The organism is Pleurocapsa sp. FMAR1, from assembly GCF_963665995.1.
GTDB lineage: Bacteria > Cyanobacteriota > Cyanobacteriia > Cyanobacteriales > Xenococcaceae > Waterburya.
On the sequence record NZ_OY762512.1, the window covers coordinates 3,403,178 to 3,427,052 of the forward strand.

At 39.6% G+C, this 23,875-nt stretch carries 23 protein-coding genes and 2 pseudogenes; 15 read left to right on the forward strand and 10 right to left on the reverse strand.

Translation table 11 applies throughout. The annotated features are described in order from the left end of the window. Positions 1-39: 39 nt before the first annotated feature. Positions 40-696, reverse strand: coding sequence for a tRNA (guanosine(18)-2'-O)-methyltransferase TrmH (gene trmH, locus SLP02_RS16560; protein ID WP_319421828.1), 657 nt, complete (start codon positions 694-696; stop codon positions 40-42). Between the two features lie 150 nt (positions 697-846). Here trmH and SLP02_RS16565 point away from each other — a divergent pair, with 150 nt between their 5' ends. From SLP02_RS16565 to SLP02_RS16605, 9 genes are all read left to right on the forward strand, one after another. Further along, positions 847-1,686 (forward strand): FAD binding domain-containing protein, encoded by an 840-nt coding sequence (locus SLP02_RS16565; RefSeq protein WP_319421829.1) that lies wholly within the window; start codon positions 847-849, stop codon positions 1,684-1,686. Between the two features lie 45 nt (positions 1,687-1,731). Further along, positions 1,732-4,470, forward strand: a complete 2,739-nt coding sequence (locus SLP02_RS16570) for a molybdopterin-dependent oxidoreductase (protein ID WP_319421830.1) — start codon at positions 1,732-1,734, stop codon at positions 4,468-4,470. 104 nt (positions 4,471-4,574) lie between these two features. Beyond that, complete coding sequence (locus SLP02_RS16575) at positions 4,575-5,564, forward strand: XdhC family protein (protein ID WP_319421832.1); 990 nt, start codon at positions 4,575-4,577, stop codon at positions 5,562-5,564. A 70-nt stretch (positions 5,565-5,634) separates the two neighbouring features. Continuing rightward, on the forward strand, positions 5,635-6,243 hold the full coding sequence (locus tag SLP02_RS16580) for a nucleotidyltransferase family protein (RefSeq protein WP_319421834.1): 609 nt from the start codon (positions 5,635-5,637) through the stop codon (positions 6,241-6,243). A gap of 259 nt (positions 6,244-6,502) precedes the next feature. Next, positions 6,503-7,783, forward strand: coding sequence for an MSMEG_0569 family flavin-dependent oxidoreductase (locus SLP02_RS16585; RefSeq protein ID WP_413467392.1), 1,281 nt, complete (start codon positions 6,503-6,505; stop codon positions 7,781-7,783). 182 nt (positions 7,784-7,965) lie between these two features. Continuing rightward, a complete protein-coding gene (locus tag SLP02_RS16590; protein WP_319421837.1) occupies positions 7,966-8,448 on the forward strand; it encodes an MSMEG_0572/Sll0783 family nitrogen starvation response protein in 483 nt (160 codons plus the stop codon). A 137-nt stretch (positions 8,449-8,585) separates the two neighbouring features. Beyond that, a complete protein-coding gene (locus tag SLP02_RS16595; RefSeq protein WP_319421838.1) occupies positions 8,586-9,614 on the forward strand; it encodes a Nit6803 family nitrilase in 1,029 nt (342 codons plus the stop codon). 33 nt (positions 9,615-9,647) lie between these two features. Beyond that, complete coding sequence (locus SLP02_RS16600) at positions 9,648-10,766, forward strand: MSMEG_0568 family radical SAM protein (RefSeq protein WP_319421840.1); 1,119 nt, start codon at positions 9,648-9,650, stop codon at positions 10,764-10,766. A 49-nt stretch (positions 10,767-10,815) separates the two neighbouring features. After that, the gene (locus tag SLP02_RS16605; protein ID WP_319421841.1) at positions 10,816-11,325 is read left to right on the forward strand and encodes an MSMEG_0567/Sll0786 family nitrogen starvation N-acetyltransferase; all 510 of its coding nucleotides are present in this window, start codon (positions 10,816-10,818) and stop codon (positions 11,323-11,325) included. A gap of 23 nt (positions 11,326-11,348) precedes the next feature. On the opposite strand, the gene SLP02_RS16610 is transcribed toward SLP02_RS16605, so the two are convergent. Both SLP02_RS16610 and SLP02_RS16615 read right to left on the reverse strand, forming a co-directional pair. Continuing rightward, positions 11,349-11,678: a HepT-like ribonuclease domain-containing protein gene (locus SLP02_RS16610; RefSeq protein WP_319421842.1), complete on the reverse strand. Its 330-nt coding sequence runs from the start codon at positions 11,676-11,678 to the stop codon at positions 11,349-11,351. Beyond that, complete coding sequence (locus SLP02_RS16615) at positions 11,668-11,982, reverse strand: nucleotidyltransferase family protein (RefSeq protein WP_319421843.1); 315 nt, start codon at positions 11,980-11,982, stop codon at positions 11,668-11,670. Before SLP02_RS16615 ends, SLP02_RS16610 begins: the two co-directional genes overlap by 11 nt. 57 nt (positions 11,983-12,039) lie before the next feature. Between SLP02_RS16615 and SLP02_RS16620 the strand changes: the two are divergent. Then, positions 12,040-12,231: pseudogene (locus SLP02_RS16620) on the forward strand (GNAT family N-acetyltransferase); the annotation flags it as partial. A gap of 58 nt (positions 12,232-12,289) precedes the next feature. Here SLP02_RS16620 and SLP02_RS16625 read toward each other — a convergent pair. From SLP02_RS16625 to SLP02_RS26750, 3 genes and pseudogenes are all read right to left on the reverse strand, one after another. Continuing rightward, on the reverse strand, positions 12,290-14,056 hold the full coding sequence (locus SLP02_RS16625; protein ID WP_319421846.1) for an ATP-binding protein: 1,767 nt from the start codon (positions 14,054-14,056) through the stop codon (positions 12,290-12,292). Between the two features lie 115 nt (positions 14,057-14,171). Then, on the reverse strand, positions 14,172-14,315 hold the full coding sequence (locus SLP02_RS16630; protein WP_319421851.1) for a hypothetical protein: 144 nt from the start codon (positions 14,313-14,315) through the stop codon (positions 14,172-14,174). A gap of 853 nt (positions 14,316-15,168) precedes the next feature. Continuing rightward, positions 15,169-15,417, reverse strand: a pseudogene (locus SLP02_RS26750) (transaldolase family protein); the annotation flags it as partial. A 404-nt stretch (positions 15,418-15,821) separates the two neighbouring features. On the opposite strand from SLP02_RS26750, the gene SLP02_RS16635 reads away from it, so the two are divergent. The 3 genes from SLP02_RS16635 to SLP02_RS16645 all read left to right on the forward strand — a co-directional run bounded on the left by SLP02_RS16635 (position 15,822) and on the right by SLP02_RS16645 (position 18,004). After that, the gene (locus SLP02_RS16635) at positions 15,822-15,986 is read left to right on the forward strand and encodes a hypothetical protein (protein WP_319421852.1); all 165 of its coding nucleotides are present in this window, start codon (positions 15,822-15,824) and stop codon (positions 15,984-15,986) included. A gap of 290 nt (positions 15,987-16,276) precedes the next feature. Then, positions 16,277-17,044: a glucose 1-dehydrogenase gene (locus SLP02_RS16640; protein ID WP_319421853.1), complete on the forward strand. Its 768-nt coding sequence runs from the start codon at positions 16,277-16,279 to the stop codon at positions 17,042-17,044. Positions 17,045-17,209: 165 nt separating this feature from the next. Next, the gene (locus tag SLP02_RS16645) at positions 17,210-18,004 is read left to right on the forward strand and encodes an alpha/beta fold hydrolase (RefSeq protein WP_319421855.1); all 795 of its coding nucleotides are present in this window, start codon (positions 17,210-17,212) and stop codon (positions 18,002-18,004) included. Between the two features lie 73 nt (positions 18,005-18,077). Here the strand turns inward: SLP02_RS16645 and SLP02_RS16650 are convergent, their stop codons facing one another. Continuing rightward, positions 18,078-18,230 (reverse strand): hypothetical protein, encoded by a 153-nt coding sequence (locus tag SLP02_RS16650; RefSeq protein ID WP_319421856.1) that lies wholly within the window; start codon positions 18,228-18,230, stop codon positions 18,078-18,080. Positions 18,231-18,560: 330 nt separating this feature from the next. On the opposite strand from SLP02_RS16650, the gene hemL reads away from it, so the two are divergent. Continuing rightward, positions 18,561-19,862, forward strand: a complete 1,302-nt coding sequence (hemL, locus tag SLP02_RS16655; protein WP_319421857.1) for a glutamate-1-semialdehyde 2,1-aminomutase — start codon at positions 18,561-18,563, stop codon at positions 19,860-19,862. Between the two features lie 285 nt (positions 19,863-20,147). Here the strand turns inward: hemL and SLP02_RS16660 are convergent, their stop codons facing one another. Next, positions 20,148-20,567, reverse strand: a complete 420-nt coding sequence (locus SLP02_RS16660; protein WP_319421858.1) for an Hsp20/alpha crystallin family protein — start codon at positions 20,565-20,567, stop codon at positions 20,148-20,150. Positions 20,568-20,805: 238 nt separating this feature from the next. Then, positions 20,806-21,447 (reverse strand): iron-sulfur cluster biosynthesis transcriptional regulator SufR, encoded by a 642-nt coding sequence (gene sufR, locus SLP02_RS16665; RefSeq protein WP_319421859.1) that lies wholly within the window; start codon positions 21,445-21,447, stop codon positions 20,806-20,808. Positions 21,448-21,703: 256 nt separating this feature from the next. Here sufR and sufB point away from each other — a divergent pair, with 256 nt between their 5' ends. Continuing rightward, on the forward strand, positions 21,704-23,143 hold the full coding sequence (sufB, locus tag SLP02_RS16670; RefSeq protein WP_319421860.1) for a Fe-S cluster assembly protein SufB: 1,440 nt from the start codon (positions 21,704-21,706) through the stop codon (positions 23,141-23,143). 135 nt (positions 23,144-23,278) lie between these two features. Here the strand turns inward: sufB and SLP02_RS16675 are convergent, their stop codons facing one another. Then, positions 23,279-23,866 (reverse strand): Uma2 family endonuclease, encoded by a 588-nt coding sequence (locus SLP02_RS16675; protein ID WP_319421862.1) that lies wholly within the window; start codon positions 23,864-23,866, stop codon positions 23,279-23,281. Between the last annotated feature and the right edge of the window lie 9 nt (positions 23,867-23,875).

The window sequence follows — 23,875 nt, forward strand, 5'->3', positions numbered from 1 at the left end:
TGAGAATGTTTTTGCTTTACTTAACTTTCGATCGATTTTTTATCTGGGAAAATTCAAAATTTCTCCTTGTTCTCCCAACTCAGGATAAGATTTGCCCTGACGCTGACACATAGCAGCCAGATCGGGATAAGCCCATTCAAAGATAACTTGCCTATAAGTTTTTGGATTTAAGCGAATCTGATTATATAAGCCAGCCTCTAAACGTTGACGTTGCGCCTCAAATAAAATTACGCCATTGGCGACAGATACATTGAGAGACTGCACCATCCCCTGCATAGGAATAACAATATGTCCGTCTACCAAATCCGCAGCTTCATCAGTAACGCCCCATTTTTCTGTACCCAGAAGAATAGCTGTTGGCTGAGTATAATCCACTTGACGATAATCGATGGCTGTATCGCTTAAATGAGCAGCATACACTTTATGATTCTTTTCTTGTAGAAGTTTAATAGCGGTTTTAATATCAGGATGGGAATGTAGTTTAACCCATTTTTCACTTCCTTGAGCAACTTGTGAATACGTTGGGGTATTGTTGTCAAAGTTTACTGTGTGTACAGCAAAAACTCCGACCGCATCGCAGGTACGAATAATAGCCGAAAGATTATGGGGCTTATGGACATCTTCAGTTAAAACCGTTAGATCTGGCTGTCTTTTGTCAAGAACTTGCCTTAATTTTTTATATCGTCTGAGAATCATCTTTAAGGAAATGCTGAATTAGTGGGGACTTACGCAAAAATCATCTATATATCTTCAATAAAATATTAATTCTGAAACATCCCATACAGTATACAAAATCATTTCCCAGCAAGATAAACAAATACGTACAAAACGCGAGTCGCTCATTTTATGGATTTGTATAGCGTCGAAACCTATCTGCGACCGAAATCAGTAACTGAAGTATCAGATTGGCAACCAGACTGGAATTGGTTGGCTGGCGGAACCTGGATTTTTAACGAAGTCCAACCCCAGGTAAAAACCCTGGTAGATATGCAGCAGTTTGACTGGTCAGAAATAGAAGTTACCCCCCAAGGCTTATCTATTGGGACAACCTGTATTCAAAACGATTTGCTAGACTTTTCTTTTCCCAAACCTTGGTCAGCAACAGAAGCACTTAAAGATGCAGTCAGAGAACTAGCCTCGTTCAAGTTATCTCATGCTGCTACAGTGGGAGGTAATATTTGTTTGGCCTTAAGTGCCAGTACCTTCGCCCCTGCTATGGTGGCATTGAACGCTAGCTATGAGATTTGGCGACCGCATAACGAACCTTATTTTGTTGATGCAGTTGATTTCCAAACCGCACCTCAACAAACGATCTTGCAGCCTGGGGAAGTATTACGCTCAATTAAAATTCCCATTTGGAATTTGGCGCAGTGGCAAACTAGCTTTAAACGGATGGCGGTGTGTACGGCGGGATATGCGATCGCCATTGTCGTAACGGCATATCATCCTCAAACTCAGCAAGTAAGATTTGGCATTGGCGGTAGTGTTAAAGCACCGCGTTTAATTGAATTTGATACTGTACCAACCCTCGAACAAATCGTCGGGGCAATTCGCGAATCACCTTTACAGTTATACATTGACGACGAACGAGGTAGTGCGGCATATCGCCAACACATTACCCAGGTATTAATGCAGCGGGGAATTGACGAATTAACCGCAGGAATAAACGGAAAACGCCGTTATTAATCGTCGGGGCGGGTCGTTCGCCCTTACAATAATCGATTTAAAATTATGCCAGATTCATTAAATTTCCAGGTTAACAACCAATCCCATAACAGCAAATGTAACCCAGGAACGAGTTTATTAAGCTTACTGCGTTCTCTAGGATATGCGGGAGTGCATCGCGTTTGCGAGTCGGGAGACTGCGGTAGCTGTACGGTATGGCTGGATGATAAGCCCATTCATAGCTGCATTTGCCCTGCAATGCGGGCGGATAGTCATCAGATAACTACTATTGAGGGATTAGAAAACGGTAGACTGTCGCCGATGCAGCAAGCTTTTTTAGATAAGCAGGGTTTCCAGTGTGGTTACTGTACTCCTGGCATGATTATGACGGCTAGCAAGCTAGAGTATGAATCAGAAGCCGAATTAAAAGCAGAACTGGAAGGTAATCTCTGTCGCTGTACTGGTTATGAGGCAATTATTGACAGCGTTCTTGAATGTGGTAACGAGAGTTCAGCTAAAACCATAGCTGCATCAGAAGGACAGGTGGGTAAAGACGTTCCCAAACAAGATGGTCCCGATCTAGTTACAGGAAAACCAGTATACACCGCCGACTGGTCGCCCCCTGGGTTATTACATCTTAAAGTATTGCGATCGCCCTATCCCCATGCCCGTATTCGCGATATTGATACTACAAAAGCCCAAGCCCTATCAGGAGTTGAGGCAGTTTTTACCTATAAAGATATTACTCGTAAAGCCTACAGTACCGCAGGACATGGCGCACCAGTACCCGATCCTTTAGATCATTACCTATTGGATAATAAAGTACGCTTTATTGGCGATCGCGTGGCAGCAGTAGTGGCGGAATCAGAAGCGACCGCAGCGATCGCCTGTGAATTAATTGAAGTTGATTATGAAATATTACCTCACGTAATTAATCCCCTAGAAGCAATGCAGGGAGAAACAATAATTCATGACGAACCAGAATCGAGTCAAATACACGATGCGGCACATAATATTGCGGGAGAAGTCAATCTAGACAAAGGCGATTTAGATGCGGGATTTGCCCAAGCGGATTTAATTGTCGAAAATACTTATATTTTACCTGCCGTTCAACACGTCCATTTAGAACCCCACGTTAGTATTACTTGGTTTGATGGAGATGGTACTCTAGTGGTTCGTACCAGTACCCAAGTACCATTTCACTGCCAAAGATTGCTATCCGAACTGTTTGATATACCTAAAGAAAAGCTGAGAGTATATAAACCCCAGTTAGGGGGTGGTTTTGGTAACAAGCAAGATATATTAACCGAAGACTTGTGTGTCTTTGCCACAATAAAAACAGGCAAACCTATACAATGGCGATTTACCAGAGAAGAAGAATTTACCGCTACCAATAGTCGCCATGCCATGAACATCCGCCTTAAAACGGGCGTTAAAAAAGATGGTACTCTGGTAGCACAGGAAATGAAGGCTATTTCTAACACGGGTGCTTATGGCAATCACGGAGAGGCAGTAACTTTCTTGACAGGTTGTTTTCCTCTAGGCTTATATCGCTGTGAAAATCAATCCTATAAAGGAACGGTAGTTTATACCAACACAATGCCCGCAGGCGCTTTCCGAGGTTATGGGGCAACTCAAGGCACGTTTGCAATGGAATCCCAACTCGATGAAATTGCTAAGAAATTAAACATCGATCCAATCGCGCTGCGCCAGCATAATCTAATTACTGCCAAAGATGAAATATTAATCGGCACAGAAGAACACTTTCATATTATTGGTAGCTATGCCCTCGATGAGTGTATTGAAAAAGTTACCCAGGCGTTAGATTACCAGCCAGATAAACAAACAGAAGAAGGACACATTAAGCGCGGTATTGGTTTCGCTGCGACGATGCAAGCCAGTGGTTTAGCTAAAATTCACTTAGCCAGGGTCAAATTATCTCTACTGCCAGATGGATACGAACTGCGGACAGGTTCGGTTGATGTGGGTACGGGTTCGGATACGTCTTTGCGTCAGATAGCGGCACAGGTATTAGGCACGGTGGTAGAGAAAATTAAGATAGTTACCGCCGATACTCATCACACTCCCTTTGATGCTGGTTCTTATGCTTCTGCTACGGCATTTATCACTGGACAGGCGGTAAATTTGGCGGCACAAAAACTGCGATCGCACCTGCTTAAAACCGCAGCCGAAATTAGAGAAGTTGACATAGAAACATTAGAACTAGACGAAGCTAAAATATATAGTCCTGCTACAAAAATAACTCTCCAGCAATTAGCAAAAACAGCCGAAACAGGATCTTTATCAGTAGAGTTGGAACATACAAGCGATCGCGCTTCTCTTACCTTTGCCTTTTTAGGGGCAGAAGTAGAAGTAGACACCGAAACAGGAAGGATTACGGTGTTGCGCTGCGCCGAGGCGATCGATGTTGGTCAGGCAATCAATCCTCGCATTTGTCACGGACAGGCTACAGGCGGACTGGTAATGGGCTTAGGCTATGCCTTGAATGAAGAACTGCGCTTTAACGAACAGGGTAAAATACTCAACCCTAGCCTGCGTACCTATCGTATTCCTGCTGCTACTGACGTTCCACCAATAGAAGTATTTTTAATCGAAAAACCCGATCCCTATGGTCCTTTTGGAGCAAAAGGTATTGGCGAAATTGGTACTAATTGCGCTGCCCCAGCGATCGCTAATGCCGTAGCCAATGCAACAGGAGTTAGGCTGCGACAGTTACCGATGATTCCCGAACGAGTATGGGAAGCAATGAACAATGAACAATTATCAATGAACAATTATCAATGAGTTGTAGGGTGGGCAAGGAACTAACTATGCTACTCATCAACAATATTGTTTTTGCCCACCGAAATTACCAAAGTCGCAGTGTATACATCAATTAACAATTATCAATGAGCGATCGCAATTTTCATCAACAACTGAGAAGTATCTTAGAAACTGAGCCAGTAGTTATTGCAACTATAGTCAAGGTAATTGGTTCTGCGCCTAGAGAAGTTGGGGCAAAGATGGCTATATGCGCTGATGGTAGCATTATCGGTACTATCGGCGGTGGTGCGGGGGAAGGGAAGGTAATTAAACAAGCGTTGAAGGTATTGACAACAGGAGAAAAGCAGCTTGTTGAGATAAATCTTACTGGTACGCCAGGAAAAGATATTCAGGGTGTTTGTGGCGGAAAAGTACAGGTCTGGTTAGAAACCTGGGCAGGAGTAGAAACAATCGCCTTAATTGACCGAATTATGGAATTATTTCAGACAGGACAATCAGGAAAACTAGTCACGCCTTTTACTCAAGATACTCAACCTTATTTGATTTGCGAGTACGGACGGTTCGCGAACCGTCCCTACATATTTATCGAAACAATCCAACCACCCCCCTGCTTACTTATCATTGGCGGTGGTCATGTAGCCGTATCTTTAGCTGAAGTTGCCAGCTTCGCAGGGTTTGAAATTGCCGTACAGGATGATCGCCCTGAATTTGTTACCCCCCAGAGATTTCCCCAAGCAGGGTTTCTTTTTGAATCTATGGGCGAGACTTTAAATAAATTTGCTACTTATCAGCAGCTTTATATTGCTTTAGTTACCAGAGGTTTGACCCAAGACATTGCAGCATTGCAGGCTATTTTACAGAGTTCTTTAGCCTTTCAATATATTGGCGCGATCGGTAGTCACAAACGTATCCGTATGATTCATCAAACAATACAGCAGCAAGGTATATCCTTGGAAGAATTACCCAATTTTTACGCGCCTATTGGTTTAGATATTGGGGCATTAACTCCCCAAGAAATTGCCGTTAGTATCTGCGCTGAACTAATTAAAGTGCGTCGTGGCGGTACAGGCTTATCCCTTCGCGAGCCAGCGCGTTGCGGGTCCATGACCCGTTGAAGCGACTGGCGAGGGTGCGATCGCCTAGAGCATTCAAAAGCAGCGAAAGTTCACATAGGAGAACTACTTTATGCAAAACTGCTCTGATCGAGATTTCGCCATAATTTTAGCAGCAGGTTACTCTACCCGTATGGGAACTTGTAAAACTGCTTTACCCTGGCGTAACAATCAAACTCTGCTACGCTATCAAGCCGAACAATTTTTACAGGCTGGCATTACACCAATTATTGTACTTGGTTCTCATAATGCCCACAGGAGATCGGATTGTCCGAAAGGTAGCCAAGTTGTAATTAATTTAGATTGCGATCGCGGTAAAACAAGTTCTATCTTAGCTGGCTTAGACTGTCTCCCTCTAGAATTTTCAACCATTACCATTTCTGCCGTCGATCAACCTCGTTCTCTTTATATTTATCAAACTTTATTACAGACTTTTTATCAAGAAAAGGCTTTGATTACTGCACCTTTTTATCAGGGTAAATTAGGGCATCCACTATTATTTTCTGAGCAATTATTCCCCGAACTCAAAAAGATAAGTGAGTCGAGTTTAGGATTACGAAAAATTGTTAAAGAGTTTTATGATCACATCAAAAAAATAGCATTCGATCATCCTGAAGTTTTAAGCGATCTTAATCATAAGGTTACCTATAACAATGGTTTGGACAAAATTAAGAGGCAATAGTTCCATATTGTCCGAACTATTGTTATACCAAATTACAACGATAAATAATTTTTTTTACTACCTGTTAAAAGTGACAGGTGTTTATAGTTTTTATACTTTAACTATCTTTTACTCCTGTACCTATCGCTAGTATCAACTATTCTGTAGCAAAATACACAGGCTGATTAAGGACATAACTTCTAATCTATTGGTAACTCAGTCGCGAGATATACATCAGCAATGTTGGTGCGATCGCGATCAATATTTGAGATAGCTAATGATAAAAAAGCACTATTCCGTAATAGTTGTGGGTGGTGGTCAAGCTGGGCTTTCAATCAGTTATTGTTTGAAGGGAAAAGGCATCGACCACATTGTCTTAGAAAAAAATCACCTTGGTTATTCTTGGCAACATAAACGCTGGGATACTTTTTGTCTAGTTACTCCTAACTGGCAATGTACTCTGCCTGGTTATCATTATCCAGGGGATAATCCTGACGGTTTTATGGAAAGAGATGCGATCGTTGAATATATCAAAGATTATGCCAAATCTTTCAACCCACCAATTAAGCAAGGAGTAGAAGTATTTTCAGTTAAGAAAAATAATTCACAAGGGTTATTTGAACTAGCGTCTTCTATTGGCAACTATACGGCGGATCAGGTTGTTGTAGCCACAGGAAGCTATCATCAGGCAAAAGTGCCAAGAATGGCTGAAAAATTTGCGGTCGAGGTAATACAACTGCATTCTTCTGAGTACAAAAACCCCAAATCATTGCCAGAAGGAGAAGTGTTAGTAGTCGGTAGTGGACAATCTGGTTGTCAGATAGCAGAAGACTTACACTTGGCAGGAAGAAAAACTCATCTCTGCGTTGGTGGCGCACCGCGATCGCCTCGCAAATATCGGGGCAAAGATGTTGTAGACTGGTTGGATAAACTAGGGTATTACAATCTGAGTATAGATAAGCACGCCGATCCTGAAAGTGTAAGAAACAAAACTAACCATTATCTTACAGGTCGCGATGGTGGTCATGAAATAGATTTAAGACAGTTTGCCTTGGAGGGAATGCAGCTATATGGTTCACTCAAAGATATTCAGGGCGATCGCTTAAAATTTAAACCTAACCTAAAGCATAATCTCGATCACGCTGATGATGTAGCCGAAAGCATCAAAAGAACTATTGATGATTACATTGTCAGAAAAGAAATAGACGCGCCTACCGAAGCAGCCTATCAACCAGTTTGGCAACCAGAAGAAGTTGCACAACTTGACTATAAAAAAAGCAACATCACTTCTGTAATTTGGTGTATTGGCTATCAAACTAACTTTAGCTGGGTTAAAATTCCCGTATTTGATGGCAAAGGTTATCCCAGTCATGATCGCGGTGTCACAAGTGCCAGAGGCTTATATTTCGTAGGTCTTCCTTGGCTATATACCTGGGGTTCGGGAAGATTTTCGGGCATAGCCAGAGATGCAGAATATCTGTCTGACTATATTGCTAATAGGATGAAATATGCCTATCCAGGTACATTGCTGGCTGTTAATGAAGCTGCGATCGGCTCTTAATCAATGAATGTAAGGGCGAATGGTAAGGCAGTTGCGGTGGGCGGGTTTCCCGACATAAGCAAACTGAGGAAAGACCCCGCGTCGCCGAAGGGCGCAAGGGAATGCTTTCCGATGCCGAACCCGAAGGGCCATTCGCCCCTACCAAGAAATCGTTAATTAAAAAAATTAAAGGAATATAAATTATGCCTGAAGTTACTACCCCCGCACACAAAGCTGGTGATTTCTTTGTCGATTACGAAGAAAAAGTATTTCCCGATGTTAAAGCTGAACCAGGAGAGAAAGCACTAGTTACCTTTCATACCGTGGCTTTTGAAGGATCGATTGGTTTAGTAAATTTATTACAGGCTACTCGTCTAATTCGTAAAGGCTTTGATACCTCGGTGTTGCTTTATGGTCCTGGAGTAACGTTAGGAATACAGCGAGGCTTTCCAAAGATTGGCGATGAATCTTTTCCTGGACATCAGGCGATGAACAACCAGCTAATCAAAATTATGGAAGAGGGTGCAAAAGTCTATGCCTGTCGCTTTGCCTTGCAAGCACTATATGGACATGGTGAACCTTCCCTAATTCCTGGAATCACCCCCATTAATCCTCTAGATGTGCTGGATATAGTCTTAATGCACCGTAGAGATGGCTCATTTATCCTTGATACTTGGACGATGTAAATCATTGAACATTAAGCATTAAACATTTATCAAAGATTTTGAGATAAAAAACTGTGTTCTTAATAAGAAATTATCGAAAAAATATTCCATGATAAATGTCTAGTGTTTGACCATGAATGTTAAACGGTAAATGCTAAATGATAAATGTTAAAGCTGCTGCTGTACAGATATCTCCTGTGCTGTATAGCCGAGAAGGAACTACCGAGAAAGTATTAAAGGCGATCGCCAGTGCAGCTAAACAAGGGGTGCAGTTAATTGTTTTCCCTGAAACCTTTATTCCCTATTATCCTTATTTTTCTTTTATACAGCCACCAGTGTTGATGGGAAAGGAACACATGAGGCTATATGAGGAAGCGGTAGAAGTTCCTAGTCCTGTCACCGAGGCGGTGAGTAAGGCAGCTAAAGCTAACTCGATGGTAGTAGTTTTGGGAGTTAACGAACGGGACGGGGGTTCTTTATATAACACTCAATTAATCTTTGATGCAGATGGTAGTTTATTACTCAAACGCCGTAAAATCACTCCTACCTACCATGAACGAATGGTTTGGGGACAAGGAGACGGATCGGGATTGCAGGTATTAGATACGGCTGTGGGGAAAGTGGGTGCTTTAGCCTGTTGGGAACACTATAACCCCCTAGCTAGATATAGCCTGATGGCACAGCAGGAACAAATACATTGCGCGCAATTTCCTGGTTCGATGGTGGGGCAAATCTTTGCCGATCAAACCGAGGTGACGATTAAACATCATGCTTTAGAAGCTGGTTGTTTTGTGGTTAATTCTACTGGCTGGCTAAGTCCCGAACAAGTTGCTAAGATCTGTCCCGATGAGAATCTGCAACGGGTTTTAACTGGTGGCTGCTACACCACTATTATTTCTCCCGAAGGTGTTTCCCTGTGTGAACCCATAACAGAAGGAGAAGGAATGGCGATCGCCGATCTGGATTTTTCTTTAATTACCAAACGTAAGCGGATGATGGATTCTGTCGGACATTATTCCCGTCCCGATCTATTGCAACTCCAGGTGAATCGAGACTCTCGTAGTGTATGGCAACAAACACCCGCAGATTATGCGATCGCCTCAGAAAACGAACCAAATATTAATGGCAAATTACCTACCCCAGAATTACCAAAAATCAACGAACAAAAACCTATAACTAATAATTAACAATTTTACGCGCCTTAATCAGCAGCGATCGCAATGAAAAATGAGCAAAAACGCAAATTAATTACAGATCTACAGTCCCAAGGATTAAAACTAGTTGAAGACAGTACAGGTGCAGCAGGAAGAAAAGGTGGCGCGGGTCCATCAGATCACAAAGCTGTAACAATAGACGGCACAACAGTAATGATACCCATTCACACTAGTGTTGCTGCTAAATCTAACTATACACTTGCAGATTTTCACAAACGGTCGGTCTATAAGAAATCTTATATTTTAGAAAAGAATGGAGGGGGTATTGCATCGATCCAATTTCCCAACCAGCCAAAATTTTATAGCCTCAAAACTGCCGAGGGGATACCCTACAGTCACATTGCTTTATTGCATAGTCACAACGTCTTAGCCACAACGGTTTTACAAACCTGCATTCGCTATAGTAACCGCAATACGGCCTGTCAATTTTGTGCCATCGAACAATCTTTAGCAGCAGGAAAGACGATCGCCCAAAAAACTCCCGAACAATTAGCAGAAGTGGCAGCAGCAGCAGTTGGGCTTGACGGTATAGAACAGTTAGTAATGACTACAGGTACACCCAATACGACAGATCGAGGGGCAGCTTATTTAATAGAATGCGCCAAAGCAGTTAAAGCGAGAGTTAATTTACCTATTCAGGCACAGTGCGAACCTCCCGATGATTTTATTTGGTTTAAACGAATGAAAGCCTGGGAAATAGATAGCCTGGGAATGCACATTGAGGTAATTGAACCAGAAGTGCGCGATCACATTATGCCAGGAAAAGCTAAGGTATCTCTAGATTATTACTTTCAAGCATTTGAGGCAGCAGTAAAAGTCTTTGGTTGGGGACAGGTAAGCACCTATATTCTGGCAGGTTTAGGAGACAGCCTGGAAACCATTACTGATACTTGCGATCGCTTAATAAAACTAGGAGTCTATCCCTTTGTTGTTCCTTTTGTTCCCATAACAGGTACGCCATTAGCCAACCATCAACCCCCCAGCAGCAAATTTATGTATGGGATCTACGAACACGTAGGTGCAATGTTGAATCATGCTGGTATGTCCTCCCAAAATATTAAAGCAGGCTGTGCCAAGTGTGGTGCTTGTTCTGCACTTTCTACCTTTGAAAATATCAGTTCGTGAGGGCGATTCGTTTCCAAAAGTTTATTTATATTATTTTTATTTTTTATCAATGAAACAAGACTATCAATTTAAACTAGCTTTATCTCCAAGTCATATAGAAGCTTACTTTCTACTGAGACAACAAATATTCTGTCAAGAACAAAATATCTTTCAAATGAGCGATCGCGATGACTATGACTCAATCGCTTATCCTATCGTGGCAATTAACCACGACAATAAAGTTGTCGGAGTTGTCAGGATCTATGAAACCAAACCTGGACTTTGGTACGGTGGCAGACTTGGGGTACATCCAAATTATCGACGAGGTTGGAAGATTGGTAAAGGACTAATTAATAAGGCTGTGACTACGGCTAATGGTTGGGGATGCGATCGCTTTTTAGCTACAGTTCAATTATCTAACGTGCGTTTTTTTCAACGTTTGCACTGGAACTCAGTTGATGAAATTAATATCTGCGATCGACCCCATCATCTGATGGAGGCTGAACTAGATTTTTATCCGCCTACAAATCAAACTCGTCCTAGTTTACCAATGCAGCTACAACAATTATCCGTTAGCTGACATCAACTCCTTATCAAATTCAGCTAACTAATAAAAATTTCAATTAAACTCAAAAGTTTTGGAAGCTTATTTTGAACTACATCCCAAACGACATCAAGATCGATTTGATCGTATTTATGCACAATTACATCTCGCATCCCTGCGATTTCTCGCCACATGATTTCTGGATGACTTTGACGAAACGACTCAGATAATCTTTTAGTTGCCTCGCCAATAATTGTAATTTGATAGAGGATTGCCGAGATTTTTTCATCGTTAGCTTCTAGCTCTAAAAAGCTGATGCCATCTGAGTAATGTAAAATACGTTTAATAGCATTAACTATATCAATCAGAGATTCTCTGTCACGCAGCATAAATAACTTGTGCAGAGTCTAGAATATTGTTTTTTCTAAGCCAATTATCGCTGCGCTCGATCGCTGCTTTAACAATCAAGTCCACCTTTCTATCAAAAATAGCTTCAAGTTCATCTTGCATTTGCAAAGTTTCAGTTAGCCCTCTTTTTGTATTAGGATCGAAGCTTACCAATACGTCAATATCGCTGGAAACATTGAAATCGTCACGCAAAACAGAGCCAAATAAAGCAAATTCAATAATCTGCCATTGATTGCAAAATCTTTTAATTTTATCTGAATGTATGTCTATATTTTGAAACTCCATAAACAACCAAATTCTTAAACATCAGTTCAGTATCATTAGTATTATAGGCGATTAAAAGACCGCTTTTTAGCTACAGTTCAATTACCCAACGTGCGCTTTTTTCAAAGATTGCACTGGAACTCAATTGAAGAAATTTCTATTTGCGATCAACCCCATCATTTAATGGAGGCTGAACTAGATTTTTATCCGCCTACAAATCAAACTCGTCCTAGTTTACCAATGCAGCTACAAAAATTATCAGTTAGTTAACAGCTTCAAGCAACAAGAATTAGTTTAATGCGATCGCTTTTTTTTAGATCGACCCAAATTAAATGCTATCTCTTAAGACTTCGCGGATATACTCATAAGCTTTTCTACTCCAATCATTACGAAGATCTCCAAAAGCTTTTTCTGGATCGTGATGTCTATTTTCAGCCGAAGCATAAGCCATAAATAAAACTTCTAAACCTAATTGTGCTTTCAGTGCCAAATTGATAGCTTCTTGCGGTTCAATATCTTCAGGGTCTACTTTAGTAAGCTCTTTTAACGGATCGTATATTTCTCTAATAAAAAGATGGCGATGATTAATTTTGATAATAGCTTTACCGTTAAGATGCTCGATATCAAAAAGGTCTTTACCTGGATAACCACTATCAACAAAAGTAACTGGTAAATTATCTAGTTTTTGTCTTACTTCTTGAGCAGCTTTTTTATCTTTTTTGGGATCGATACCCAAATCTTCTAGCAAGTCTAAAACTATTTGTTCTTGCTCTTGAGGAAGAAGATTCATTCCTCCTTTGCCTGGAGGTGAATTTATCTCTGCTCTTTGAACGGCATTTTCTGATTCTTCATGAGACTGTAATCCTTTTTGTTTCTCTTCATCTTGTTTTATTTGTGTCCAGAAAGCTCGAATATCTTTACGTAAATTTTGAAGAATTGATAGAAACCCTTTCAATTGTTCACGAAGTTTAGATACAGGTTCAGCACCACGCTTGACATGACGAACTTGAAAATATTCGTCTAAGGCAGCAGGAAAACTAACTTCGACTCCAATAAAACGATCGAGAGACTGTACGCCCTCTGGAAAAAGCTTAGGTATTAGGTTGTAGTAAATCTCTCTACCATTACGGAGAATGCTAACACGTCCTTCGTTTTCATCAATATATAAGCCTTGAAATTCTTTACCTACATTTTTCTGAGGTTTTCCTCCAGCACCAGATTTAGAACGAAATTCTTGAGGATACAGAGTTACAGTAATATGAACGTCTTGACCTTCAATATTAATGTTCCCTTCGTCTCTAATAGTTGCTTTTAAATCTTGACCAAAGTTTTCAACAACGCGAGGATTGTAAAGTAAAAACAGGGGATCGTGTAGTGTAATTTCTTTTTTGTTTAACTCTATGAAAAAGCCATTGTCTATATACTGACGATATGCGCGACTTAAAAACTTATATAAGTTTTGCATTCGTTGTTGAATCGCCGAACCATACTTACCACCATCAACAAGACGATCTACTTTAGACCATACAACTAGTGTTCCTGATTCAAAAGTTTTATCGGTCTTTGGATGCTTCATCAAGTCGATGTATTCAGATGGATAACCTTGAATTTTTTCTGCTTCAATCTGAGTCTGTTTACCTTCACTAATCAAATCTAAATCTAGATACGAGTGATAAAATTCTTCGCTTCCCAAAGGTTGAGTATATACATCAATTCTTTTCGCTTGACTTATTGCAGCAAGCTTCATTCCTACTCCAAAACGTCCTAAGCCTTCTCGCTGATTGTAACGAGTAGAAAATCCAAGTTTTAAAACCTTGGGTAGTGTTTCGTATTCAATTCCAATACCATTATCTGCAAAAGCGATTCGGTCTATTATTTTGGTTGCTTTAGCTTTTTTGCTTCTACTAGTAGTGGTTAATGTTTCATCTTCAAAAGTACAAATGCGAACCATAGTAGATCTAGCTTCATAAGAATTATCGACTACTTCGCCTACAGCAGTTGCCAGATCGAATCCCGAATCGCGCATACTTTGAATTGCTTTATCAACTTCAATTAGTTCAGAGGTTGGATTGGTAACAGTTTTTTGTCGATTCATTATCTTTTTTGATTGATAAGTAATAGGAAATAAAAGTTCGGTGCAAATATAAGCATTAGTATGGAGATTACACCGAACTAATTTTTTAAGTTTCTAACAGTAGTAACTCATATTTTTATGAGTTGGAATCGGTTTGCCAACGTCGAAAAATTCGCTTTCTAGTACGACAAATGCGAACGCGAGCTTGTTGTAGTGAAATATTCCAATGTTCGGCAAGATTACGCTCTGTTTTGCCACGCATCAGAAAATCAATTACCAATTTATCTTTGTTGGTTAACTCTACTCGCTCAAACCAGTCTTTGAATGCCCAAAATTCTTCTACAGCTAGATTCCTACTGTGTCGATTGGGAATATTTTCCGTAGAGAAAGATTGTAAAATTCCTGGAAGACAAATACGCTGTCGCTTATAAATAGTTTTCTTGGCATTAGCGATCGCATTTCTGACTAGATATTCAGGACGCTTATTAAGATGAAGGTTCCGCAGTAAATAATCTATCGCTCTATCTATAACTTCAGTATAGTAAAGACCACTATAAAAAGTCTTTTCACTTCAGCGAAGAAGTATCAATATTGCATCTGCAACATTTCTACTCATTATTTGACTTGTGTTCATTATATTTTTAGCTATGATAACTTTTGGTCATGGCATAATGTTTAACTTTTATGGTCAGGCTTTAAAGTCTAGCATCCTGTTGGTATAGTCGCCATTTGGTCGATTATGCCTGTGCTGCCTGTAAATAAATACAGCTTTTAATTACCTGCTTACTATTATAAGGGGTCTAAGTGAGATAGATATTTCACCTAATTAATGTTTAATTGACCTAAGATGAGTTTTTATACCGATCAAAATCTTAAAATTTCAAGATTCTAACTTTTTATTCAGTGTCGAAGAACTATAATTTGACTATTCTAAGATTAGTCAAAGCAATATTAATATGACTTCGGCATTATTAAGTGATTATTTCCAACTTCAACTTGAAAATAGCGATCGCAAAAAAAATTTATAACTTCTGGCGTTAGCTGGCAAGCTTATGAATCGCTTATTGCATCATTGGGAAATAGTTCTAGACATCGTGTATCTTACTTGTCAGAAACTTTAGAAATCATGTCCCCTAGTCGCAGTCATAAGCTGGCTTAAAAAGATCTGCTGCTGCTTGAATGTCTTCGATAACGATCTTCTCGTATAAAGCCATTGCCTCAAAATCTTGTCCTTTTTCTAGAGCTTCTAGAGTGCTGTCATAATCACTCGATCCGGCGATCTCTTCTTGAAAAATCGACGGGTTAGAAGTTAGTCCCTTAACGCCGTCTTCAGAAATTAAACGCTCTAGTTCTCCATTAGAGATTAGGCTACGTCTAATATAGTCTAGCCAAACTGATTATCCGTAATTTTCGAGTTCTTTTAATGGATTCATTTTTTTCTCGACGATATACAAAAATTCATGAGTAACAAGATTAAGAAACTGCTTTTGGACAAGTATTTGGTTGTTTTTAACTAAGAGAAAATCTTTATTTTTGGATCATTAATTGCTTGGATAACAAGCTACAATCTCTTAATTGCCAACTTTTTTAATCTTGCTCGTTAGGAGCGATCGCCATGCTTGAGACTGCTCAATATTCACAATATACAAGATACGGCTAAGCAATTACTTCTCTTTTGTTGCTTTAATTTGTCTAATCTTGTCTTTTTAAAATTTAATTTGCTCACAATCTGGCGCTCAAATATTCTCAGCTTGATAATTCGATAAAAGCGCAAATAGCCTAATTGATGACACACCCTAGTACCTATAGAAAAATACAGCTAACTAAGTTAGCAGTAAAAGAAATGTCAGGTTCGGGTGCGCCAGAAGAGATGCTTCGTGCTGCCAAAATTGATGCAGATGCGATCGCCGAAGCTGCTCGCTCGTTGGTCAAGCAAACAGTAGAAGTGTAGATTAGATGAAATACTTTAAATTTATTTATGCCATAGCTGCTTTTCTTTTAACTAGCGGTATCTTATTCAAAACCCCTGTCCTATCCGCTACTAATTCCTTGGCTTTAATCTATCCCAGCGATAGTTTTCCAGGAGAATTTAAAAGTTTAGTTTTATTAATTTTTCGAGCTGATCATGATGATAATTGCAGTATTTAGACCAGGACTATATTCTCTTGATGCGGTGATTTTACCAAATTTAGCTTTTTGAGCGCAAATCAACAACTTTTATTAAATTAAACGAGGTTAATTATGAAACTAGAAGAAAAAGTCGCAATTGTCACTGGTGGTAGCGGTGGTATTGGGCAAAGTATCTGTCAGCGTTTGGCACAAGAGGGAGCAAAGATCGTAATTGACTATCACACTCATTCTGAAGCAGCCGAAAAAGTTAAACAAAAGATTGAACAAGCTGGCTCTGAAGGTCTAATCGTCCAGGCAGATCTGAGTAAAGTTGACCAGATTGATAATTTAGTTGAGCAAAGTATCGATCGCTTTGGCAAAGTAGATATTTTAGTTAATAATGCAGGTTTAGAAAAACGTGCCGACTTTTGGGATGTAACTGAAGCAGATTATGACTTGGTATTAAACCTCAACCTCAAAGCAGTCTTTTTTGCCACCCAGGCCGTAGTTAAGCATTTTCGAGCTACAAATAATCAAGGAAAGATTATTAATATTAGTTCTGTACACGAAGAACTACCTTTTCCTCACTTTACTTCTTACTGTGCCAGCAAAGGTGGGGTTAAGATGATAACTCGCAATCTCTCAGTAGAACTAGGCCCGCTGGGCATTACCATTAATAATGTTGCTCCTGGTGCGATCGCAACTCCCATCAATCACGACTTGCTTAACAATGCCGAACTGCTCAAAAAAGTTACCAATAATATACCTTTAGGACGTATGGGAGAACCTGAAGATGTTTCTGGACTCGTAGCATTTTTGGCTTCTGATGAAGCTAGATACATTACAGGTTCGACTTTTTATGTTGATGGAGGCTTGCTGTGGAACTATCAAGAACAGTAATTGACTTTTATAGGTCAAGATAATTTATTTGTTGAGGTAGCTTTTAGCTTTTAGCTTTTAGCTCTTAGCCTTCACGCTTTTAGTGAACTCCACAAAGTCAGTATAAAAAATAGAATATTAGGTTTCTTATTACCTATTCCCCATTACATACTGCGATAAAATGTTATGCCCGAACTCCAACATGATGCTTACTTTTTTAATCCTCAAGCAAACAGACCTAATCTCCCCCTGCTAATTTTCTTACCTGGATTAGATGAAACGGGGAAATACTTGATGTCTTTGCAGACAGATAGTTTGGAAGCTGGTTTTGACGTGCGTTGTTTTGTTATTCCTCCTGAAGATATCGATGACTTCGATCTTTTGGCGGAGTCGGCATTGGCTTTGATCGAGGCTGAATTAGCACAAACTGGCGATCGCACTATATATCTTTGTGGGGAATCTTTTGGCGGGTGCATAGCACTTAAAATGCTGTTGCAAGCTCCTAAATTATTTGAGAAAATTATTTTAGTTAATCCCGCTTCTTCATTTCATCGAGTTCCCTGGCTTAACTTAGGTTCGCTGTTATTTCCTTTGACACCCGACTTTTTTTATAATCATTCTGCCTATCTTACTTTACCTTTTTTAGCTCCAATTAATCGGCTTACATCTCAAGCACGTGAAGGCTTATCAGAAACAATTAAATCTGCTCCCAAACAGACCGCTCAACAGCGTTTGGCAATGATGCGAGAGTTTACCATTGATGAAGCTAAACTACGGCAGATAACTCAACCTGTTTTATTGATTGGTAGCGAAAAAGACTTGATTTTGCCTTCGGTTGAGGAAGTAAAACACTTAGCGAAAATCTTTCCTCAAGCAACAGTAGTCACTCTATCCCATAGTGGTCATGCTTGCTTAGTTGAATCAGATATTAATCTCTATCAAATCATGGAAGCTAATAATTTTGTTACCCATACACGATAACTGTAGATAGCTGAAAAAAATCGGCGATCGCTCGGCTACGGGTCGCGTAATCGCTCTTTGTCTAACTCGGATGCTAAAACAACGGTTTGACCAAAACTCGCGTATTACCTAGCAAAATAGAGTAGAAACGTTCGAGTAAATCCATTCTTTCGTCACTATGGGAATTTCCTTTCTTCTCAAGCATTTCCCAAACTAGATAAGCAATATCATTATGTATCACTTCCATAAGCTACAGGTCTTTAAGCCAATTGCGCAAATCAGTATAATAGAGATAAAAGACATTTTTATGTTTGCCTTGCAGTGTGGATTTTAGCTTCAATATGAACTTACGTTAATTTAGAAATCTTCATACTTATAACCAATTTTGAGACTACCATCCATAGGATAATAGAAAGTTATTGAGCAAATGGTTACAGTAAAGATCTTGCCTATTCCATCAGAAGGAACAAAAACAATCAGGTTTTTGTTTGAGGGCGGAGTAATCTCTGACTAAAAAATCAGATCTTTAAAATAAAGATACTCACTTACACACTTATTTTAATTAAAGGAGAAAATATTGGTTTCTACAACTTCCTTTAAAACGGCTAAATCAGAAGAAATTTTTAGTGCTGCTCAAAAGTTAATGCCTGGTGGAGTTAGCTCCCCAGTACGAGCCTTTAAATCTGTTGGTGGTCAACCAATTGTATTTGACCATGTTAAAGGTGCTTATATTTGGGATGTGGATGGTAATCAATATATTGATTATGTTGGTACTTGGGGTCCGGCAATTTGTGGTCATGCTCATCCTGTAGTTATTAAAGCTCTCCACGAAGCTTTAGAAAAAGGTACGAGCTTTGGCGCACCCTGCGCTTTGGAAAATGTCTTGGCAGAAATGGTAATTGATGCTGTTCCTAGTATAGATGTAGTGCGTTTTGTCAACTCAGGAACAGAAGCCTGTATGTCTGTTTTGCGTTTGATGCGTGCCTTTACTGGTAAAGACAAGATTATTAAATTTGAAGGCTGCTATCATGGTCACGCGGATATGTTTTTAGTTAAGGCTGGTTCTGGGGTAGCGACCCTTGGCTTACCAGATTCTCCTGGAGTACCAAAATCCGCCACCAATAACACTTTAAATGCTCCTTATAACGACTTAGAAGCAGTCAAGAAATTATTTGCCGAAAATCCTGATGAAATTGCAGGGGTGATTTTAGAGCCTGTAGTTGGTAACTCTGGCTTTGTCACGCCTGATGCTGGTTTTCTAGAAGGCTTGAGAGAGATAACCCAAGAGCATGGCGCACTATTAATTTTTGACGAGGTAATGACTGGCTTCCGTATAGCTTATGGTGGCGCACAGGAAAAATTTGGCGTAACACCTGACCTTACTACCTTGGGCAAAGTTATTGGCGGCGGTTTACCTGTAGGTGCTTATGGTGGACGCGCGGACATTATGTCTATGGTTGCACCAGCAGGGCCAATGTATCAAGCAGGAACTTTATCTGGTAATCCTTTGGCAATGACTGCGGGCATTAAAACTTTAGAGTTACTTAGAAAACCTGGTACTTACGAACAGTTAGAGCGCATTACTAAGAAATTAGCCGATGGTTTGTTAGCTGTAGCTAGAGAAGCTGGTCATGAAGTTACTGGAGGTAGCATTAGTGCTATGTTTGGGATGTTCTTTACCGGTAAAGAAGTTCACAATTACGATGATGCCCAAACCTCAGACATGAAGAAATTTGGTCGTTTTCATCGTGGTATGTTGGAAAGAGGCATTTATCTTGCTCCTTCTCAGTTTGAAGCTGGTTTTACTTCCCTGGCTCATACTGATGAGGATATTGACAAGACTTTGGCAGTAGCAAAAGAAGTTTTAGCTGAAATTTAGTTGATTAGTTTTTAGCCTTTAGCTTTTAGCTTCTGAATATTTAACCCAAATTGCTAAATATTAATAATCTGTCTTAACTGAAAAGTAAAACAATATAAAAGATTATTGCTAATAACTTATACCAAAAAGAAAAAAGAATGCGTTACATCTCGTAAGGGCGAATCGCAATTCGCCCCTACCCAAAAACTATCTGTTGCCAACATTATTTGATTTAGCATCAACTTAAACTGAATAAAGAAAAGACGGGATAATACACCGTCTTTTTTATTTACATGATTTCAGATTTTATCCAGCAGCTTCAGTTAAATTAACTTTAACTACTCTATTTTTTTCTGCTTCGGTTTTAGGTAAAGTTAAGTGCAAAATACCGTTGTTGTATTGGGCAGTAACTTTAGTATTTTGAATAGTTTTTGGTAAAGCGATCGCTCTTTGGAACTTGCCATAGCGAAACTCAGAGCGGGCGTTTTGCTCTGGTACTTGGCGATCGCCACTAACAATCACTTTATTTGCCATTGCTTGAACATCTATATCTGATTTGTTCATTCCAGGCAATTCTAATTTTAATTCAAAAGTTTCTTTGGTTTCAGTTAGTTCTGCTGCGGGAAAATATCTGCCGTTTTCAGAAGCTACGTTGTTAAAAATGCTTTCTAACTGACTTTGCAAAGTTGTCATTTCTTGCCAGGGATTATAACGAATAATAGTCATACTTTTATTTTCTTCTTGTTTAATAATCAGCTAATTTGTTTCGCTGTTATTTGTTTACTTGATTCTTATTGTAGAGAGAATAAAAACATCTTGTAAGTGTGGTTCACTTCATTTATAAGTGGTATTTTCTGCCCGAACAATTATGTATAGTTAACCGTATTAATAGGGGACGGGGCTTACAAGCATTTGATGAAACCTCAAATGACAGCCCCTCCGCTTCGCGAATCGCCCCTACTGATCATTTTGGTAGAATTGAATAGCCACAGCGATGTTCACCGTCATTAATCCAGTGAGTTCTTTGGACAATACAGTCTGGCAAAACCGCAGCAAACATCTCTAACTCATGTCCACAAATGCTGGGATAAGATTCAGCAACTTCAGAAATAGCGCAGTTGTGTTCTACTAAAATAAACTGTTTCTTTTTGGGCGCGCTTTGATGTAATTCCGCCATATAGCCTTCATCCTTACGTAGCTGGACTAATTTGCTAATGCGCTGTTTTAAAGTTCCTTTGCCTAAGCGATCGCGATACTCTGCTGCTTTACGTTGCCACTGCTTTTCTAAAACTAGGCTGACCTGTTCTTTGCCTGCGGTTTCTGCTAGGGTATCTAAAAAAGAAACGGCGAAATCATTATATTTTTGAGGACTAAGGCGATCGCGTCCTTGGCTACTAAGCTGGTACAAATGTTGTGGTCTGCCCATACCCTGCTGCACTGATTGATAAGCAATTAATTCATCTGCCTCCAATTCATTTAAATGGCGACGAATTGCCTGCGCACTAAGATTAAGGTCATGCGCTAGCTGTTGTGCGGTTGCTTGACCTTGCTTGAGCAAATATTGCAGAATATTTTGTTTAGTAGACGGTAAACCAGTGGTTGTCATCGTCTTAAAGACTATAAATTGGGCTTATATAGAAAAATAATAGCAAAAAGAATTTTTTTGACTTAAAACAATATCATTTGTTGGTAATGTAACTTACAATATACTTAAACAACAAATTTGTTGTTAAACTCAAAGTGAACTTTCTTCAACTTTGTCTATACAAATTAATTTTAGCGAAGTAGTAACAAATCATCCCGTCACTGCTCCATAAAATTTAAAACAACTATTGAAGATATATTTTATTTAAGCCCCTACCATGAGTGCCAACGTTAAAACTTTAGTTAATCAACCCTACAAGTATGGTTTTGTTACTGATATTGAAACCGAATCAATTCCTCGCGGATTAAGCGAAGATGTTGTTCGTTTAATTTCGAATAAGAAAAACGAGCCAGAATTTATGCTAGAGTTTCGTCTCAAAGCCTATCGTCAATGGCTGAAGATGAGCGAACCAGATTGGCCTCATGTAGAATATCCAGAGATCGACTATCAGAACATTGTTTATTATTCTGCACCCAAGAAAAAACGTGAAAAGCTAGGTAGCTTAGATGATGTCGATCCTGCCTTGTTAGAAACTTTTGACAAGCTAGGTATTCCTCTTTCAGAACAAAAAAGATTAGGTAATGTGGCGGTTGATGCCATTTTTGACAGCGTTTCTATTGGTACTACCTTTAAGGAAAAACTAGCAGAGGATGGCGTAATATTTTGCTCTATCTCTGAAGCTTTAGAAGAACATCCCGAACTCGTAAAGAAATATTTGGGTAGCGTTGTTCCTGTAGGCGATAATTACTTTGCTGCTTTAAATTCTGCCGTGTTTAGTGATGGCTCGTTTGTCTTTATCCCCAAAGGCGTAACCTGTCCGATGGAACTATCAACCTATTTCCGTATTAATGACGGAGATACAGGGCAATTTGAACGTACTTTGATTGTGGCAGAAGAAGGAGCATCTGTAAGCTACCTAGAAGGATGTACTGCGCCGATGTTTGACACCAATCAGCTTCATGCTGCGGTGGTAGAGTTAGTAGTCTTAGATAACGCTAGTATTAAGTATTCAACCGTTCAAAACTGGTTTGCAGGAGATGAAAACGGCAAAGGCGGAATTTATAATTTTGTGACCAAACGTGGTTTATGTAAAGGAGTTAATTCCAAAATTTCCTGGACACAGGTAGAAACTGGTTCAGCAATTACCTGGAAATATCCTAGCTGTGTCTTAATAGGGGACAACTCTATAGGCGAATTTTATTCCATTGCCTTAACTAACAACAAACAGCAAGCAGATACGGGTACAAAAATGATTCACGTGGGCAAGAATACCCGCAGTACGATTATTTCCAAAGGTATCTCCGCTGGTGACTCTAAAGGTAGCTATCGTGGTTTAGTTAAAATTGGCAATAAAGCCGATGGTGCGCGCAACTATTCCCAGTGTGATTCGATGCTAATTGGCGACAACGCTGAGGCTAATACCTTCCCTTATATCCAGGTAAATAACAGCACTGCCAAACTAGAACACGAAGCATCTACTGCCAAAATTGGCGAAGAACAGCTATTTTACTTTGCTCAACGGGGCATCTCCGAAGAAGATGCAGTAACCATGTTGGTCAGTGGTTTTTGCAAAGACGTATTGAATGAATTACCAATGGAATTTGCAGCCGAAGCAGACAAACTATTGAGCCTAAAATTAGAAGGAACAGTCGGTTAAATATTTTCTAGCTAATTATAAAGTGAGGTCGTGCTGACAGTGCGTCCTCATATTTTTTAGGAATAATTATACGCCGAGCATTTTAACGGCAAATATTAACTTTATTAATGGCGATCGCAATTCTGAGTTCGGTTACTAACTTAATTCAACGCGATCGTAAAGTTCATCTAGACTAATTTCTAATTCAAATGAATCAAAGGTAATTATACTTTCCTTAGTCGCATATTCAGAAAGTACCCATTGATCGGAGTCATTTTTAGTAAACTTCTCTACCTGCATTGCTGTCTGGCTGATTAACAAATATTCTCTAAAGTCAGGAATAGTGCGATACATCCGAAACTTATTCCCCCTATCATATTTTTCGGTGGAGTCAGATAAAATTTCAGCAATCATAATTGGATTGACGATTGTATCACTGCGATTTTCAGCAAACACCAGGGGAGTATTAACGACCATCACATCAGGATAGGTATACAAACGGTAATTAGGTATCCAAAGGCGTAAATCGCTCATGAAAATGTCATAAGCAGTACCTCTCAAAGCAAAATTCAATGTACTACTTAGATTTAGTGCAATTTTATTGTGATTTGGTTTGCCTCCAGCCATAGGTATTATTTGACCATCCAAATATTCGCTTCTTTGTTCAGCCTGGGTTTCTAATTCTAAATATTCTGCGGGAGAGTAATAAGTTTTAGTAGGGACTTGCATAGCTATAGTTTTCATTCATGAATT